Annotated in this window: 14 protein-coding genes; 4 read left to right on the top strand and 10 right to left on the bottom strand. The window is 75.1% G+C overall.

Annotated features, from left to right (window positions below; translation table 11 throughout):
- Positions 1–54: 54 nt before the first annotated feature.
- Positions 55–657: a DUF1707 SHOCT-like domain-containing protein gene (locus FHS22_RS10350; protein ID WP_184940503.1), complete on the bottom strand. Its 603-nt coding sequence runs from the start codon at positions 655–657 to the stop codon at positions 55–57.
- A 55-nt stretch (positions 658–712) separates the two neighbouring features.
- On the bottom strand, positions 713–1,330 hold the full coding sequence (locus FHS22_RS10345) for a TetR/AcrR family transcriptional regulator (RefSeq protein WP_184940502.1): 618 nt from the start codon (positions 1,328–1,330) through the stop codon (positions 713–715).
- 187 nt (positions 1,331–1,517) lie between these two features.
- Between FHS22_RS10345 and FHS22_RS10340 the strand changes: the two genes are divergently transcribed.
- Entirely contained in the window at positions 1,518–2,720 is a 1,203-nt protein-coding gene (locus tag FHS22_RS10340; protein ID WP_184940500.1) for an MFS transporter, read from the top strand.
- A 10-nt stretch (positions 2,721–2,730) separates the two neighbouring features.
- On the opposite strand, the gene iolD is transcribed toward FHS22_RS10340, so the two are convergent.
- From iolD to FHS22_RS10305, 7 genes are all read right to left on the bottom strand, one after another.
- Positions 2,731–4,572, bottom strand: a complete 1,842-nt coding sequence (gene iolD, locus FHS22_RS10335) for a 3D-(3,5/4)-trihydroxycyclohexane-1,2-dione acylhydrolase (decyclizing) (protein ID WP_184940499.1) — start codon at positions 4,570–4,572, stop codon at positions 2,731–2,733.
- A gap of 70 nt (positions 4,573–4,642) precedes the next feature.
- Complete coding sequence (iolB, locus tag FHS22_RS10330; protein WP_184940497.1) at positions 4,643–5,464, bottom strand: 5-deoxy-glucuronate isomerase; 822 nt, start codon at positions 5,462–5,464, stop codon at positions 4,643–4,645.
- A gap of 67 nt (positions 5,465–5,531) precedes the next feature.
- Positions 5,532–6,413, bottom strand: a complete 882-nt coding sequence (locus FHS22_RS10325; protein WP_184940773.1) for a Cgl0159 family (beta/alpha)8-fold protein — start codon at positions 6,411–6,413, stop codon at positions 5,532–5,534.
- A gap of 62 nt (positions 6,414–6,475) precedes the next feature.
- A complete protein-coding gene (gene iolC, locus FHS22_RS10320) occupies positions 6,476–7,438 on the bottom strand; it encodes a 5-dehydro-2-deoxygluconokinase (protein ID WP_184940771.1) in 963 nt (320 codons plus the stop codon).
- Positions 7,439–7,530: 92 nt separating this feature from the next.
- On the bottom strand, positions 7,531–8,415 hold the full coding sequence (locus tag FHS22_RS10315) for a TIM barrel protein (RefSeq protein ID WP_184940496.1): 885 nt from the start codon (positions 8,413–8,415) through the stop codon (positions 7,531–7,533).
- A complete protein-coding gene (locus FHS22_RS10310; protein ID WP_184940494.1) occupies positions 8,412–9,395 on the bottom strand; it encodes a Gfo/Idh/MocA family protein in 984 nt (327 codons plus the stop codon). Before FHS22_RS10310 ends, FHS22_RS10315 begins: the two co-directional genes overlap by 4 nt.
- Before the next feature lie 160 nt (positions 9,396–9,555).
- Positions 9,556–11,292 (bottom strand): aminotransferase-like domain-containing protein, encoded by a 1,737-nt coding sequence (locus FHS22_RS10305; RefSeq protein WP_184940492.1) that lies wholly within the window; start codon positions 11,290–11,292, stop codon positions 9,556–9,558.
- A gap of 184 nt (positions 11,293–11,476) precedes the next feature.
- On the opposite strand from FHS22_RS10305, the gene FHS22_RS10300 reads away from it, so the two are divergent.
- Positions 11,477–12,370 carry a DMT family transporter gene (locus FHS22_RS10300; protein WP_184940490.1) on the top strand — a complete coding sequence of 298 codons (894 nt, stop codon included), beginning with the start codon at positions 11,477–11,479 and terminating at the stop codon, positions 12,368–12,370.
- Between the two features lie 138 nt (positions 12,371–12,508).
- Here the strand turns inward: FHS22_RS10300 and FHS22_RS37935 are convergent, their stop codons facing one another.
- Entirely contained in the window at positions 12,509–12,640 is a 132-nt protein-coding gene (locus FHS22_RS37935) for a hypothetical protein (RefSeq protein WP_260407831.1), read from the bottom strand.
- A 214-nt stretch (positions 12,641–12,854) separates the two neighbouring features.
- Here FHS22_RS37935 and FHS22_RS10295 point away from each other — a divergent pair, with 214 nt between their 5' ends.
- Both FHS22_RS10295 and FHS22_RS10290 read left to right on the top strand, forming a co-directional pair.
- Positions 12,855–14,507, top strand: a complete 1,653-nt coding sequence (locus FHS22_RS10295; RefSeq protein ID WP_184940488.1) for a fumarate hydratase — start codon at positions 12,855–12,857, stop codon at positions 14,505–14,507.
- Positions 14,508–14,731: 224 nt separating this feature from the next.
- Positions 14,732–15,892, top strand: a complete 1,161-nt coding sequence (locus FHS22_RS10290; protein WP_260407830.1) for a serine/threonine-protein kinase — start codon at positions 14,732–14,734, stop codon at positions 15,890–15,892.
- Positions 15,893–15,913: the final 21 nt, after the last annotated feature.

The raw sequence follows: 15,913 nt of genomic DNA, 5'->3' as shown, positions 1-15,913 counted from the left end.
GGACGGGCGCGGGCCCCCGCCCGCCCGGTCGCCAGGCCGGCGGCGGAACTCCGGTCAGCGGCGGAACCAGGGGCGGCGGGGCCGCTTGGGGGACTTGGCGACGATGCTGCCCAGGGCGACGGTCCCGGTGATCTCGATGACCGGCCCGTCCGGGGAGGGCGGGACCTGGTTCTTCTTCCCGCCCATGAAGGACGAGGCCGGCATCTCGATCCGCACGCCCTCCGGCACGATCAGCGTGAGCGTCCCCGCCATCACGGTGACCTGGAGGGTCACGTGGCCGGACTGGAGCAGCGCCTCGCGCAGGTCCAGGGTGACGTTGGCGCAGACGGCGGTGGCGGAGAAGCGCGTCGGCACCACCCATCGGCCCGAGCGCTCCTCCGAGCCGAAGAAGGCCGTCACCGGGCGGACGTCGGTCCGCAGCGGCTGCGCCTCGGGCGGGAGCAGGTCGGTGGTGAGGGTGGCGATCTCGCCGAGCGTGCGGGAGCGGTAGAGGCGCTCGATCCGCTCCTCGTGCTCGTCGCGGGTCAGCCGCCCGTCGCCGAGCGCGTCGTTGAGGACCTCGGCGATCCGCTCCCGGTCGGCGTCTCCGGCCCGCAGGTCGCCGGGGCGCGGCTCGGGCGTGTCGTCACGGATCGCGGGAGGCCAGGAGAAGTCCACCCTTCGACGATAAGCCCTGCCGGGACGTGCGGGGGCGGGGTCACCGGGGACGGGGTCACCGGGGGCGGAGCGCGGCGACGAGGTCGGCGATGTGGCCCCGGAAGAGGGCGGCCATGTCCACCCTGTCCGGGTCGAGGAGCCACTGGTTCTGCAGGCCGTCCATCATGGCGATCAGCCGGGCCGCGTGCGCCTCGGGGTCGATGTCCGCCCGGAGCTCGCCCTCCTCCACCGCCCGCCCCAGCACCCGGCTCACCTCGTCGCGGAGCCGCCGGTAGCGCTCGCGGGCCCACTCGTGGCCGGGGTGGTCGGCGGTGACGGCCTCGCCGCTCATCACGGTGAACAGCTGGACGAGGCCGGGGACGCGGGAGTTGCGCTCGACCAGGTCGACCAGGTCGTCCAGCGCGCGCAGGCCCCCCGCAGGCCGGGCGTCGGCGCTGTAGCGGCGCACGTCCAGCTCGTCGCGGTACTCCAGCACGGCGATCAGCAGCCGTTCCTTGCTGCGGAAGTGGTGCAGCAGCCCGGCCTGGGATATCTCGGCCCGCTCGGCGATGCGGGCGAGCGAGGCGCCCCGGTAGCCGTTCTCCGCGAACTCCTGCAGCGCGATCGCCAGGATGCGCTCCCGGCGTGCCTGCCCGGCCGCGTACCCCCTGCGCCGTTCTCCTGCCGCTCGCACGGGAGAACCCTAACGGAACGGCCCGGCCCGGGTCCTCCGAGGCCCCGCGGGCCCGGCGAAGGCCCCCTCCGAGGCTCCGGCGGGTCCCGGCGGGCGGCGGTGCCGGTGAGCGGCCATTGACCCCGGGGAACCGCCCCCTTACCCTGGCCGAGAACTTGACCCCCCCTCATGTTCTCTGGAGGTCGTGGTGCCGACCCCGCACGTCAACCAGGCGCAGGCCCCGGCCCCGCGCGACAGGCAGGTCCGGGTGGCGACCTGGGCCGCGTTCTTCGTCCAGGGACTGTGCTTCGCCACGCTGCTCACCCATGTGATCGACCTGCAGCACAAGTTCGGGCTGAGCGACACCGACCTCACCCTGGTCCTGCTCCTGGTGCCGGTGATCGCCGGTGTCGGGAGCGTGGCCGCGGGCTCCCTCGCCGCCCGGTACGGCAGCGCCCCCGTGCTGCGCGTCTCCCAGCTCGCCGTCTGCGCCGTCGTGGTCCTGCAGGGCTGGAACGGCTCGCTCGCCGGCCTGTACGCGCTGAGCGCCGCGTTCGGCCTCGCCGTCGGGGCGGTCGACGCGGCGATGAACATGCAGGCGGTCGCGGTCGAGCGCACCTACGGCATGAGCGTGCTGACCGGCTTCCACGCGGTGTGGAGCGTCGGCTCGATGCTGGGGGCCGCCTTCAACTCCGCCTTCAGCGCGCTCGGCGTGGACCTGGCCTGGTCGTTCTCCGTCCCGGTGGTGATCGGCGCGGTCATCTCGCTGGCCATGCTCCCCCGCCTCTACGACCGCGCGGAGGAACGGGCGACGGCGCAGGCCGCGGAGACGGCGGCCCGGGCGCCGTGGCGGCCGATCATCCCGCTCTGCCTGGCGATGGCCTTCCTCTACGTCGGCGACGCCGCGGTCTCCAACTACGGCACCGTCTACATGGAGAAGGCGCTGTCGGCGACCGGCTGGCTGGTCCCCTTCGCCTACCTCGCCTACCAGGCGGCGATGCTCCTCGCGCGGGTCCCCGGGGACCTCGCGGTGCGCCGGTACGGCCCGGCCCCCGTGGTCCGCGCGGGCGCGGTGATCGCGGCGCTGGGCACGCTCGGCGTCGTCGTCGCGCCGGGCCCCGTGGTGGCCGTGGTCTCCTTCGGCCTCGTCGGCGTCGGCCTGTCGATCATCGCCCCGCAGTCGTTCTCGGCCGCCGGCCGGCTGGGCTCCGGGGCGGAGACGGCGATCGCCCGGGTCAACCTGTTCAACTACGTCGGGTTCCTGGTCGGCGCGGCCGTGGTCGGGACGGTCAACGACACCGTGAGCGCGCGGGCGGCGTTCGTGCCCGCCGCAATCACGGTGGCGCTGATCGTCTTCCTCGCCGGGGGCTTCCAGCCCAGGTCCGCGACCACGCCGGCGGCGGCTCCCTGACCGGCGCGGCCTACAGGTAGGGCCGCTGGTCTCTTCTGGCCTGCTCGTAGGCCGCGCGTGCCCGCCGTACCTCCCCGTCGCCGGACACCTCCGCGACCGGCACGTCCCACCAGGCCGTGGTCGCCGGGCCCGGACCGGGAACGGTCTCGGCGTACACGACGGTGGTCCGGGTGGACTCGCGCGCCTTGGCCAGGGCCACCCGGAGCGACTCGGGGCCGTCGGCGCGCAGCACGTCGGCGCCCAGGCTGGCCGCGTTGGCGGCCAGGTCGACCGGGACGAGCGCGCCGTCCAGCTCCCCCGCCGGGCCGCGCATCCGGTAGGCGGTCCCGAGCCGCCGCGCCCCGACCGACTCCGAGAGCCCGCCGATCGAGGCGAACCCGCGGTTGTCCACCAGGACGATCACGAGCTTGACGCCCTCCTGCACGGCGGTGGCGATCTCCTGCGCCATCATCAGGTAGGACCCGTCGCCGACCAGCACGAACACCTCGCGCTCCGGGGCGGCGAGCTTCACCCCGAGCCCTCCGGCGATCTCGTAGCCCATGCAGGAGTAGCCGTACTCGACGTGGTAGCCCTTCGGGTCGCGGGCCCGCCACAGCCGGTGCAGGTCGCCCGGCATGGACCCGGCGGCGTTGACCACCACGTCGGACGGGCGGGCCACCTCGTTGACCATGCCGAGCACGACCGGCTGGGTCAGCGTCTCGCCCGTCGTGAGCAGGGCGACCTGCTCCTGCCAGTCGTGGGTGAGCGCGCTCGCCCTCGCGGTCCAGCCCGGGTCGGCCGTCCAGCCGGGGAGCTCCAGCGCCCGCAGCGCCTCGCGGGCGTCGGCCACCAGCGTCCGCCCGGAGTTCTTGGCCGCGTCGAAGGCGGCCACGTTGACGTTGAGGAACCGGGCCCGCCCGAAGAGGGTCCGGGAGGCGGTGGTGAAGTCGCTGTAGCGGGTGCCGACGCCGATGACCAGGTCCGCCTCGCGCGCCAGGGCGTTGGCGGCGGCGGTCCCGGTGTGGCCGACCGCGCCGACCGCGCAGGGGTGGTCGTACGGCACGGCGCCCTTGCCCGCCTGCGTCTCGGCCACCGGCACGCCGTGCCGCGCGGCGAAGCCGGCCAGCTCCTCGCAGGCCCCGCTGTAGACGGCCCCGCCCCCGGCGACGATCAGCGGCCGGTGCGAGGCGCGGACCAGGTCGAGCGCCCTGGCCAGTGCGGCGGGTTCGGCAACCGGCCTGGCCACGTGCCAGACGCGCCGGGCGAACAGCTCCCCGGGCCAGTCGAAGGCCTCGGCCTGCACGTCCTGGGGGAGCGCCAGGGTGACGGCGCCGGTCTCGGCCGGGTCGGTCAGCACCCGCATCGCGGCGAGCAGCGCGGGGGGCAGCTGCTCGGGACGGTCGATCCGGTCGAAGAAGCGGGAGACCGGGCGGAGCGCGTCGTTGACCGTCACGCCGTGGGAGCGCGGGTCCTCCAGCTCCTGCAGGACCGTGCCCGCGGCGCGGGTGGCGAAGACGTCGCCGGGCAGCAGCAGCACGGGGAGGCGGTTGACCGTGGCCAGCGCCGCCCCGGTGACCAGGTTGGTGGCGCCGGGGCCGATCGAGGTGGTGCAGGCGAAGGTGGACAGCCGGTCGCGCATCCGGGCGTAGCCGGCGGCGGTGTGCACCATGGCCTGCTCGTTGCGGGCCAGGTAGTACGGGAGCGGGCCGCCGGTGCCCGCGCCCTGCTCGGCCAGGGCCTGGCCGACACCCGCCACGTTGCCGTGGCCGAAGATGCCGAAGACGCCGGCGATCAGCCGCTGCTCGGCGCCGTCGCGCTCCGACCACTGGTTCGCCAGGAACCGCACCAGCGCCTGTGCCACCGTGAGCCTCATCCCGCCTCCTGCAGGAGCGGCCCCGGGACGTCGCGTCCCGGGGCGGGGTCGGGCCTGGGCGCCCGCCGGGTCAGCGCGGCGCCCTCGTCATCGGGACCCGGGGGTCGGCCTGCCTGCCTGCCCAGGAGGAGCGGACCCATGCGTGCCGGGGGTCGTCGCGGAAGGCCATGGACCGCTTCTCGGCGGGTCCGGCCAGCACGTTCAGGTAGTACAGGTCGTAGCCGGGGGCCGCCATCGACGGGCCGTGGTAGCCGTGCGGGACGAGCACCACGTCGCCGCCGGACACCTCGGCCAGCGTGTCGTGCGTGCCGTACACCCGCTGGTAGCCGGGGCCGCCCTCGAAGTAGTAGATCTCCTCCAGCACGGCCTCGTGCTCGGAGGCCTCGTCGTGCTTGTGCGGCGGGTAGGACGACCAGTTCCCGCCGGGGGTGAGCACCTCGACCGCGACGAGCTTGTCGCACTCGAAGGCGTCCGGGGCGCAGAAGTTGTTGACCTGGCGGCTGGCCTGCCCGGCGCCGCGCACCTCCACCGGGACCCGGTCGGCGGGGCCGTACCGGACGGGCAGGCGCCGGGACGCGCGGGCCGTGGGGAGGGCGAACCGGCCCTCCCCGGTGATCCGGACCGTCGCCTCGACCGGGAGGTAGGCGAAGTCGGAGACCGCGTGGAAGACCGAGTCCCTGCCGCGGAGCGTGAGCCGCACTCCGTCGCACTCGACCGCGCACCCGCCCGAGAGCGGCAGGACCAGCATCTCCTCCCCGCCGGTGGCGAACTCGACCGTCTCGCCGGACAGGTGGAGCAGGCGGAGCCCGGTGTAGGCCCAGCCGGCCGTCTCCGGCGTGATCCACAGCGCCCAGGGGGCCAGCGCCGTGCTGCCGGCCGGGATGAACGTCATCGCGCCTCCCCGGGCCGCGCTCCGCCGGGACAGGGCGCGGCCGCGCCGCGCCGGTGTGATCGTTGCCTCATGCCGCCTCCAGCATCGCCGCCGCGGTGTCCACCGCCGCCGCCACGTCGTCATCGGAGGGGTACAGCAACGCGCGGCCCACCACAAGCCCCCGGACGCCGGGCAGGCGCAGCGCCTCGCGCCAGGCGGCGTACGCCGAGGCGGCCGCGTCGCCCGGATCGCCGCCGAGCAGCAGCGTGGGCAGGGTGGTCGCGCGCATCACCCGCTCCATCTCGTCCACGACCGGGAGCTTCAGCCAGGTGTGCGCGGAGGTCGCGCCGAGCCCCTGGCCGACGTGCACGGACCGGATGACGCCCTCGGCGGACAGGTCGTGGGTGACCTCCCCGTCCACCCGGCGCGACCAGAACGGCTCCACCAGCGCGACCAGCCCGCGCGCGGCCAGCTCGGTCACCGCCCGGCCGCAGGCTTCGAGGGTGGCGGCGGTGGCGGGCTCGTCGACGCCGATCCGGCAGAGCATCTTGCCCCCGTCCAGGCCCATCCGGGCGATGGCCGCGGCGTCGTAGGCGGTGAAGCGGTCGTCGAACTCGAACGCGGTGCCGTGCACGCCGCCGCGGTTCATCGAGCCGATGACGATCTTGTCGTCCAGCGCGCCGAGCAGCAGCAGGTCCTCGACGACGTCGGGCGTGGCCAGCAGCCCGTCCACGCCCGGCCTGGACAGCGCCACACGGAGCCGCTGGAGCAGGTCGAGCCGGCTGCCCATGGCCAGGGGGCGGCTCCCGGCGCCGAGCACGCCCCTGGCCGCGTGGTCGGCCGCGATGATCAGGAGCCGGTCCCGGCCCTCCAGCAGGCCCCGCCGCCGCCGGGCCGCGGCGGCCTCGGCGATCCGCCAGGGGAAGCGCGCCCTGGTCTCCAGCAGTCTCCGGTGCTCCTCCTCCGGCAGGCCCGCGGCGTGCCCGGCCGCGCCCGCCGGGCCCCGCCCGCCCCGGCCGGCGCCGGTCCCGCTCACCGCCCGTCCTCCGGCCCGCGGTCCGGGCGTCCCCCGCCGAGGACGGCCAGCACCTCGTCCACCGTGGGCATCGCGGGGGCGCAGGCCAGCCGCCCGGCCACGATCGCCCCGGCCGCGTTGGCGAAGCGCAGCGTCCGCTCCAGCGGCCAGCCCGCCAGCAGGCCGTGGCAGAGCGCCCCGCCGAAGGCGTCGCCCGCGCCGAGCCCGTTGACCACCTCGACCGCCACCGGCGGCACCTCCACCGTCTCGCCGGCGGTCATGCCGAGCACCCCGTCCGGTCCCCGCTTGACGACCGCCAGCTCGGCCCCGGCCTCCAGCAGGGCCAGTGCCGCCCGGTGCGGTTCGCGCGTGCCGGTGGCCACCTCGGCCTCCTCCGCGTTCCCGACCGCGACGGTGACCTGCCCGAGCACCGCGCGCACCCGCTCGCGGGCCGCCCGCTCGTCCGGCCAGAACGCCGGCCGGTAGTCCAGGTCCAGCACCGTGTACGGCGCGCGCCCCCGCGCCCGCCAGGCCGCCAGGTGCGCGCTGCGGGACGGCTCCGCGGAGAGCCCGGTCGCGGTCGCCCAGAACAGCTGCGCCCCGGCGACCGCCGCCAGGTCCAGCTCCTCGGGGAGGATCTCCAGGTCGGGGGCCTTGGGGTACCGGTAGAAGTAGAGCGGGAAGTCGTCCGGCGGCCGGATCTCGCAGAACGTCACCGGGGTCGGCAGGCCGGGCACCGCGGTGACGTGGCGGTCGTCGACGCCGTAGGCGCGCAGCGCGTCGTGGACGAACGCCCCGAACGGGTCGGCCCCGGTCCGGGTGATCACCGCGCTGGAGCGGCCCAGCCGGGCGGCGGCCACCGCCACGTTGGTCGGGCTGCCGCCCAGGTACTTGCCGAAGGTCTCCACCTCCCGCAGCGAGACCCCCACCTGGAGCGGGTAGACGTCCACCCCGACCCGCCCGATCGTCAGCACCTCCACGGGTACGGCCCCGCCCCCGGGCCGCCCGGCCTCCTGCTCCCGCCCGCCCGCGCCCGTGCGGTTCCCCGCCTCCGCGGACCCCCCGGGCGCGGTCACGCGAGGCTCCGGAGGTAGGCCAGGCTCGCGCGGACGTCCCGCGCGGGGTCCGCCTCCTCCGAGTCCAGGACGACGTCCTGCTCCAGCACGTACCAGCCGCTGTACCCGGCCGCCGCCAGGCCGGTGACGATGCCCGCCACGTCGACGTCGCCCTCGCCGAGCGGGCGGTAGATCCCGTCCCGCACGGCCCGGGTGTAGCCGAGCCCGCCCGCCCGGACCCGCTCGGCGAGGGCGGCGTCGACGTCCTTGAGGTGGACGTGGGCGATCCGGCCGGGGACCGCGCGGACGAGGTCCAGGGGGTCGGTGCCGCCGATGAGCAGGTGGCCGGTGTCCAGGCAGAGCGGGACCGCGCTGCCGCCGAGCACCCGGTCCACCTCCTGCCGGGTCTCCACCATGGTCCCGACGTGCGGGTGCAGGGTGACGGCGCGGCCGAACTCCCTGGCGGCCCTGAGGATCCGGCCCAGGTTGGCGAGCAGGGTCTTCCAGCCCGCGGCGTCCAGCGCGGGCTTGGCGTCGTAGCCCTCCCCTCCGGTGGCCGCGGCCAGCACGACGGCCTCCACATCCCCCTCCCTGAAGGCCCGCATGGTCGCGCGGACCTCCGGGAGCGGGTCGTGGCGGGGCTCGTGGAGGACCACGGGGACGAAGCCGCCGACCGCGCGCAGGCCGTACCCGCCGAGGAGGGAGCGGCACCGCGACGGCGAGGGCGGCAGGAACCCGGCGGGACCCAGCTCGGTGGCGGTCAGGCCGAGGTCCGCCATCTCCGCGAGCACCCGCGACCGGTCCAGCTGGCGCCCCCAGCCCGGCACCTCGCAGACACCCCACGAGATGGGCGCGCCGGCCGCCCGGACCACGCCGCCGGACGCCGTCTCCCGCTCGCTCATCGGACCACCTCCGCCACGCGGACCGGCCGTTCCTCGCGGAGCGACAGGTCCGCCGCCTCCGCGAGGTAGAGCGCGGCCAGCGCGTCCTCGACCGTGCACGGAACGTCCGCCTCCCCCGCCGCGGCGGCGAGAAACGCGTCCAGCTCCGCCGCGTAGGCCGGGGCGAACCTGGTGGCGAAGTCCGGCCACGGATCCCCGCCCGGCTGGAGGCCCTCGGAGGCGGTCAGCGGGGCGCGGGGGCCGAGGCCGACGACCCGGGTCCGCCGCGTCCCGGCCAGTTCCATCCGCACGTCGTATCCGGCGCCGTTGTAGCGGGAGCCCTGGAGGGTGGCCAGTGTGCCGTCGTCCATGGTGACGAGCGCGGCGCTGGTGTCGACGTCCCCCGCCTCGGCGAAGAACGCCGCGCCCCGGTTGGAGCCGGTCGCGTAGACGGTGACGGCCTCCCGGCCGGTGACCCAGCGCAGGATGTCGAAGTCGTGGATGTGGCAGTCGCGGTAGATCCCGCCGGAGGTCGCGACGTAGCCGGCCGCGGGCGGGGCCGGGTCGGCGGTGACCAGGTGGACCCGGTGGAGCTCGCCCAGCTCTCCGGCCCGCAACGCCCTTCGGGCCTCGGCGTGGCCGGCGTCGAAGCGCCGCTGGAAGCCGATGTGCACGGCCGTCCCGCTCCGCTCGGCCGCCTCCAGCACCCGGACGGTGTCGTCGATCCCGGAGGCGGCGGGTTTCTCGCAGAACGCGGGGAGCCCGGCGGCGCACGCCCTCAGCAGGAGCTCGGCGTGGGTGCCGGTGGGGGTGGCGATGACCACGGCGTCGGCGTCGAACGCCTCCCCCGTCCTGGCCTTCTCCCCCAGTCCGGCGGCCGCTCCCGCCGCCCTCGCCGGGTCCGCGTCGGCCACCACCAGCTCGTCGACCCGGGGGTGGGCGGCCAGCGTCATGGCATGGAAAGCCCCTATTCGCCCGAGACCCAGCAGACCGACGCGCATGATGCCTCCGAGGAGTGAGCGGCTGACCTCAGTTCTAGGCGACGGCCCGGAGGCCGTCAAGAGTTTGTAAGGACATATGAACTACCTATCAACCCGCGTCATGGCCCGCTCCGCCGGGCCCGCGGGGCGGACGACCGCGTCCGGCCCGTACGGCGGGCGGTCAGCGGGGAAGGCCGCGCGCGAAGCCCCGGACCACCTCGTCGGCGCGGTGGACCGGGAGCCGGGCGAAGCCCATGACCAGTGCGGACGGGCCCGGCCGGTGCCGCATCGGCCCCACCGGCTCGGCCGCGAGCCCGCAGGACTGCGCCGTCCGCGCGGCGGCCCGCTCGTCCCAGCCCGGGGGCAGCTCGGCGAGCAGGTGGAGCCCGGCGGAGACGCCCCGCACGGTGATCTCCGGAAGGTGCCGCGCCAGGGCGCGGACGAGGGTGTCGCGCCGGTTCCGGTACTCGCGGCGCATCCGCCTCAGGTGCCGGTCGTAGGCACCGGACCGCACGAAGTCCGCCAGCGTGTGCTGCTCCAGCACCGGGGAGCCCATGTCGAGCTCCGCCCGCGCCAGCCGTACGGCGGCGGCGATCCGCGGCGGAGCCGCCACCCAGCCCAGCCGGAGGCCGGGGGCCAGGGACTTGCTGACGCTCCCCGCCAGGACCACGCTGCCGGGGGCCAGCCCCTGCAGGCAGCCCACCGGGTCGCGGTCGAACCGGAACTCGGCGTCGTAGTCGTCCTCCAGGATGGTCGCGCCCGTCGCCGCCGCCCATTCGACCAGCTCCGCACGGCGGCGCGGGGAGAGCACCACCCCGGTGGGGTAGTGGTGGGCGGGGGTGAGCAGCACCGCGCGGACCCCCGTCGCGGCGAGGGCCGCGACGTCGACGCCCTCCCCGTCCACCGGGACCGCGACCGGGTCCGCGCCGGCGGAGCGGAGCAGCGGCAGCTGGCGCAGGCCGGTCGGGTCCTCGACCGCGAGCCGGATCCGGCCCGGCGGCGGGAGCGGGGGCGCGGACCCGTCGACGAACCGGCTCAGGGTCCGGAGGGACGGCGTCCCCGCATCCGCGCCGCAGTCCCCCGGGCGGCCCGGGTCCGGGGCGTCCGGGGGGCTGCGGCGCGGGTCGTGCACCGGGCGGCCCGGGTCCGGGCGGGTGCCGGGAAGCCGCCCGGCGAGCGCCTGCACCGTGAGGTTGAGCCCCTGGGCCACCCCGCCGACGATCACCAGGTTCTCCGGCCCGACCTCGGCCCCGCGGACCCGGCGCAGGTACGCCGCCAGTTCCTCGCGCAGTTCCGGGACCCCGCCGGGGTCGCCGTAGTCCAGCGCGTCGGCGGGCAGCGCCGCGAGCACCCTCCTGGTCGAGGCCAGCCACCGCTCGCGGGGGAAGCACCCCAGGTCGGGCGAGGTGGGACGGCGGCCGTAGTCGCACTCGTAGCCCGGCGCCGGGTCCGGGGCGCCGCCGTCTTCCCCGCCCGGCCGGGGGCCCCGCCGGGCCGGGCGTCCCGGGGGGCGGCCCCCGGGCGCGGGCCCCGCAGCCGCCGGCACGGGCCCGGGAGCGGGCACGGGATCAGGACCGGGAGCGGGCATGGGCATGGGACCGGGGGTCCGGGGCGGGAGGCCGGGCGTCCGGCCCGGTACGGGGCCGGGGCCGGGTGGCGCCGGGGCGCGGCAGGCCGCCGGGGCCACGTGCGTTCCCGAGCCGACCTTCGAGGTCAGGAACCCCTCGGCGACCAGCTGCTCGTACGCCTCCACCACGACGCCGCGCGAGAATCCCAGGTCCCTGGCCAGCTCCCGGCTCGCGGGCAGCCGCTCCCCGGCCGTGAGCCTGCCGCGCCGTACGGCCTCGCGCAGTTCGCGGGCGATCTGCCCGGCGATCCCGCCCGCCGTCCGGTCGATGGCCAGATGCAGATCCGCCAACGCTCCCCCTCTCGCGCCCGCGCCCCGGGGCGAGTGATCGCCCTCCGGAGGCCCGCGTCTCGCGGCGTCCCGGGTCGCGCTCCCGGAAGGCGGTCTTGCGGTGTTCCGGTGGCCGGATTGGTCCTCTGCTCCGCTCGCCGATTGGACTGAATGAGCGAACCATTGGCTTCCTAGCATTCCCGACATGAACACCGATGTCATCATCCGACGGACCGAGACCCGGGGTCTCGCCCAGGCCGCCGGTGCGATGTTCCTGGTGGGCACCCTCGCGGGGGTCGCCGGTGTGATCCAGGACTACCCGCTCTACGGCGGCCAGGCGCTGCGCTACCTCCTGGCCGCCGCCGTCCTGCTGGCCGTCGCCCGCGTGGCGGGCCCGAGGCCGGTACGGCTGACGCCCCGGGAGACCGCCCTGCTGGCCGCGCTCTCCCTGACGGGGCTCGTCGTCTTCAACATCTGCGTGATCGAGGCGACCCGGCACGGCGGCCCCGCCCTGGTCGGCACCGTACTCGGCACCGTCCCCCTGGCGCTCGCCCTGCTGGACGGCCGCCCCTCACCCCGGGTGATCGGGGCGGCGGCCGTGGTGGTGGCCGGGGCGACGGTCGCCACCGGCCTGGGCAGCGGCGACCTGCCCGGCCTGCTCTGGTCCCTGGGCGCGCTGGTCTGCGAGGTCTGCTTCTCGCTGCTGGCCCTCCCGCTCCTGCCCAGGCTGGGCGCGATCCGGGTCTCGGCCTACTCCGCGGCGCTGGCCGTGCCGCTGCTCGCGGCGGCCGGCCTGCTGATCGACGGCGCCGGGATGGTGCGCGTGCCGACCTTCGCCGAGGCGGCGGGGCTCGGCTACCAGTCGATCATCGTGACCACCGTGGCGTTCTTCCTCTGGTACGACGCGCTGCCCCGGCTCGGCCCGGCGAGGGCCGGCCTGTTCGCCGGGCTGATCCCGGTCGGCGCGATCGCGACCGGCGCGCTGCTCGGCCTCGGCGCGCCCTCGGCGGCCGACCTGGCCGGAGCCGCGCTGGTCGTCACCGGCATCGCCATCGGGCTCTCGGCGCCCGGGCGCGGGCCGCGCGGGGACGGGTCGTGATCCGCGTCGCCCTCCTCCCGGAGGGACCGGCGGCCCGCCCCGCCACGGCCGGCGAGAGGGCGGCGGGGAGCCCGCCGGGGAGGACCGTGTCTCCCCCGGCTCCGAGGGGCGCCCGTACCCGCAGGGCGCGCGGCGTGATCAGTGGTGCAGCGGCCCCTGGAACCTGTTCTCTTCGGCGATCATGTGCAGCACGATGGTGAGGAGCGACCCCACGAGCCCGCCGATGATCAGGATCCCTATGGCGTACAGCACGACGTAACCGATCTCCATGACCTCTCCCTCCGCGGAGCGGATCGGGTCTTCCCCACCATCCTCGCCGTCCGGGGTCGCGGCGGCCCCGGCCCCGCCCCATGGGCGGGCAAAGGTTCGGTCCGTTTCCCGGCTTCCGGCGGCCCTGCGGTTGCCGTCCTTCCCGGGCCTGCGATAGGAGGCCGTACCCTCTAGGAGGACCGGAGAAGACCCCCGGCACGGAGGATCGAGGACGATGCCCGAGTTCGACTACACCGACCTGCTCCCGCTGGGATCGGACGAGACGGAATACCGTCTGATCAGCAGCGAGGGGGTGCGCGTCGTCGAGGCCGCGGGCCGCAGGTTCCTGGAGGTCGAGCCCGAGGCGCTGCGCCTGCTCACCGAGACGGCGGTCCACGACATCTCCCACTACCTCCGGTCGTCGCACCTCGCCCAGCTCCGGAAGATCATCGATGACCCGGAGTCCAGCGGGAACGACCGCTTCGTCGCCCTCGACCTGCTCAAGAACGCCTCCATCTCGGCCGGCGGCGTGCTCCCGATGTGCCAGGACACCGGCACCGCGATCGTGATGGGCAAGCGCGGCCGGCACGTGCTGACCGACGGCGCCGACGCCGAGCACATCTCGCGCGGCGTCTACGACGCCTACACCAGGCTCAACCTGCGCTACTCGCAGATGGCCCCGATCACGATGTGGGAGGAGAAGAACACCGGCTCCAACCTCCCCGCCCAGATCGAGCTGTACGCCGAGGACCCGCACGGCCACCCCGACGAGTACAAGCTGCTGTTCATGGCCAAGGGCGGCGGCAGCGCCAACAAGTCGTTCCTGTACCAGGAGACCAAGGCCGTCCTCAACGAGAAGCGCATGCTGGCCTTCCTGGAGGAGAAGATCCGCTCCCTGGGCACCGCCGCCTGCCCGCCGTACCACCTGGCGATCGTCGTGGGCGGCACCTCCGCGGAGTTCGCTTTGAAGACCGCGAAGTACGCCAGCGCCCGCTACCTCGACTCCATCCCGACCGAGGGCTCCCCCAGCGGCCACGGCTTCCGCGACACCGAGCTGGAGGCCAAGGTCTTCGAGCTCACCCAGAAGCTCGGCATCGGCGCCCAGTTCGGCGGCAAGTACTTCTGCCACGACGTCCGCGTGATCCGCCTGCCCCGGCACGGCGCCTCCTGCCCGGTCGCCATCGCGGTCTCCTGCAGCGCCGACCGCCAGGCCCTGGCGAAGATCACCCCCGAGGGGGTCTTCCTGGAGAGGCTGGAGACCGACCCGGCCCGGTTCCTGCCGGAGACCACCGACGAGCACCTCTCGGACGACGTGGTGAAGATCGACCTCAACCGGCCGATGCCGGAGATCCTCGCCGAGCTGACGAAGTACCCGGTCAAGACCCGCCTGTCGCTGACCGGCCCGCTGGTCGTCGCCCGCGACATCGCGCACGCCAAGATCGGCGAGCTGCTCGACGCGGGCGGCGAGATGCCGCAGTACATGAAGGACCACGCCGTCTACTACGCCGGTCCCGCCAAGACCCCCGAGGGCTACGCCTCCGGCTCCTTCGGGCCCACCACCGCCGGGCGCATGGACTCCTACGTCGAGCGCTTCCAGGCCGCGGGCGGCTCCATGGTGATGCTCGCCAAGGGCAACCGGTCCAAGCAGGTCACCGAGGCCTGCCAGAGGCACGGCGGCTTCTACCTCGGCTCGATCGGCGGTCCCGCCGCCCGCCTGGCCCAGGACTGCATCCGCAAGGTCGAGGTCCTGGAGTACCCGGAGCTCGGCATGGAGGCCGTCTGGAAGATCGAGGTCGAGGACTTCCCGGCCTTCATCGTGGTCGACGACAAGGGCGACGACTTCTTCACCGACCGGACGGGCCCGGCCCTCTCCATCGGCCGCCGCTGAGCCTCCCGGCGCGACTCCGCCGGGCACCCGGTCCCGTACGGCCCGGCGGAGGTCAGGCGCCGCCGTACAGGCGGGGCCGGTCGGCGGGCACGACGCGCCGGACGCGGGGCTCGGCCATGGGGCGGCCCGGCGGGTGAATGCTCACCCTGTGCATCCGGACAGTCACGTGAGAGAGAATCTGACTGCAACAGACAAGAAACTTCAGGCCTGTCTCTACTGGTCGCATGGGGCGAATAGGTAAGCTGCTCCTCATGCGTGCGCCGTCCGGATACCTTCTTGCCGCGCGCTACCGGCTGCTGGAGCCGGTCGGGCGCGGCGGCATGGGCACCGTTTGGCGAGCGCACGACGAGTTGCTCGGCGAGGAGGTGGCGGTCAAGGAGGTGCGGCTGCCCCTGGTCCTCGACGAGGACCTGCGGGCCGAGCTGTGCGCCAGGACCGAGCGGGAGGGCCGGGCCACCACGATGGTCACCCACCCGTCGGTGATCAACGTCTTCGACGTCGTCACCGAGGACGACCGCCCCTGGATCGTCATGGAGCTGCTCCCGGCCAGGTCGCTGGAGCAGCTCATCCAGCAGGAGGGCCCGCTGCCGCCGCAGCGGGCGGCCGAGATCGGGCGGCAGGTGCTGGGCGCGCTCCGGGCCGTGCACGCCAAGGGCATCCTGCACCGCGACGTGAAGCCCAGCAACGTCCTGGTGACCGAGAAGCGGGCGGTCCTCACCGACTTCGGCCTGGCCGCGCTGGAGGGCGAGGTCTCGATCACCCAGGCGGGCATCGTGCTCGGCTCCGCGGGCTACATCGCGCCCGAGCGGGTGCTGGGCTCCAAGGCGAGCCCCGCCGCCGACCTGTGGTCGCTCGGCGCGACCCTCTACACCGCCGTCGAGGGCCGCGGCCTGCACGGCCGCCGTACGGCCGCCGCCGCCCTGGCCGCCCTGACCAGCGGCGAGCCGATCCCCATGGAGAGGGCCGGACCGCTCGCCCCGGTGCTCCAGGGCCTGCTCGGCATCGACCCGGCCACCCGGCTCGACGCGGTCCGCGCCTCGCTGATGCTCTCCCGGGTGGCGGCCGGCGGCTCGGCCGAGGAGCCGCTCGCCCGCGCGGCGGGCCGGGCCATCCGGAACAGCCCCGTGGTCTCCGTGCCCTCGTTCAACCGCAGGCCTCCCCACCGGGGCCTGCACCGTGCGGGTTCCGCGCCGGTCCCGCCTCCACCCCCCCTCGCGACGCCCGTTCCGATGCCCCGGGGGCATCGCCGTCCCATGGAGGGGATGCATCGAAAGCCGCTGGACCCGTGGCCTACCCCACATCCTTTTGTGAGACTTATGTCACCTTTTATCCGTCTTATGCTTCCTCGTCGCTTGTGGCCTAGGGAACTCCGCAAGCGTGGGTAAAGCGTTCATCAAGCAGGAATC

The sequence above is a fragment of the Thiemannella venezuelensis genome, from assembly GCF_014203605.1.
GTDB classification, from domain to species: Bacteria; Actinomycetota; Actinomycetes; order Streptosporangiales; family Streptosporangiaceae; genus Planomonospora_A; species Planomonospora_A venezuelensis.
Note: the sequence above shows the minus strand (reverse complement) of the source record. Positions and strands in the feature narration are given on the sequence as shown.

What these genes read in the sequence shown, in the direction of transcription:
- iolD (WP_184940499.1), bottom strand. Translation starts at nt 4,572, where the DNA reads ATGAGGCTCACGGTGGCACAGGCGCTGGTGCGGTTCCTGGCGAACCAG.
- iolB (WP_184940497.1), bottom strand. Translation starts at nt 5,464, where the DNA reads ATGACGTTCATCCCGGCCGGCAGCACGGCGCTGGCCCCCTGGGCGCTG.
- FHS22_RS10315 (WP_184940496.1), bottom strand. Translation starts at nt 8,415, where the DNA reads ATGAGCGAGCGGGAGACGGCGTCCGGCGGCGTGGTCCGGGCGGCCGGC.
- FHS22_RS10310 (WP_184940494.1), bottom strand. Translation starts at nt 9,395, where the DNA reads ATGCGCGTCGGTCTGCTGGGTCTCGGGCGAATAGGGGCTTTCCATGCC.
- FHS22_RS10300 (WP_184940490.1), top strand. Translation starts at nt 11,477, where the DNA reads ATGAACACCGATGTCATCATCCGACGGACCGAGACCCGGGGTCTCGCC.
- FHS22_RS37935 (WP_260407831.1), bottom strand. Translation starts at nt 12,640, where the DNA reads ATGGAGATCGGTTACGTCGTGCTGTACGCCATAGGGATCCTGATCATC.
- FHS22_RS10295 (WP_184940488.1), top strand. Translation starts at nt 12,855, where the DNA reads ATGCCCGAGTTCGACTACACCGACCTGCTCCCGCTGGGATCGGACGAG.
- FHS22_RS10290 (WP_260407830.1), top strand. Translation starts at nt 14,732, where the DNA reads ATGGGGCGAATAGGTAAGCTGCTCCTCATGCGTGCGCCGTCCGGATAC.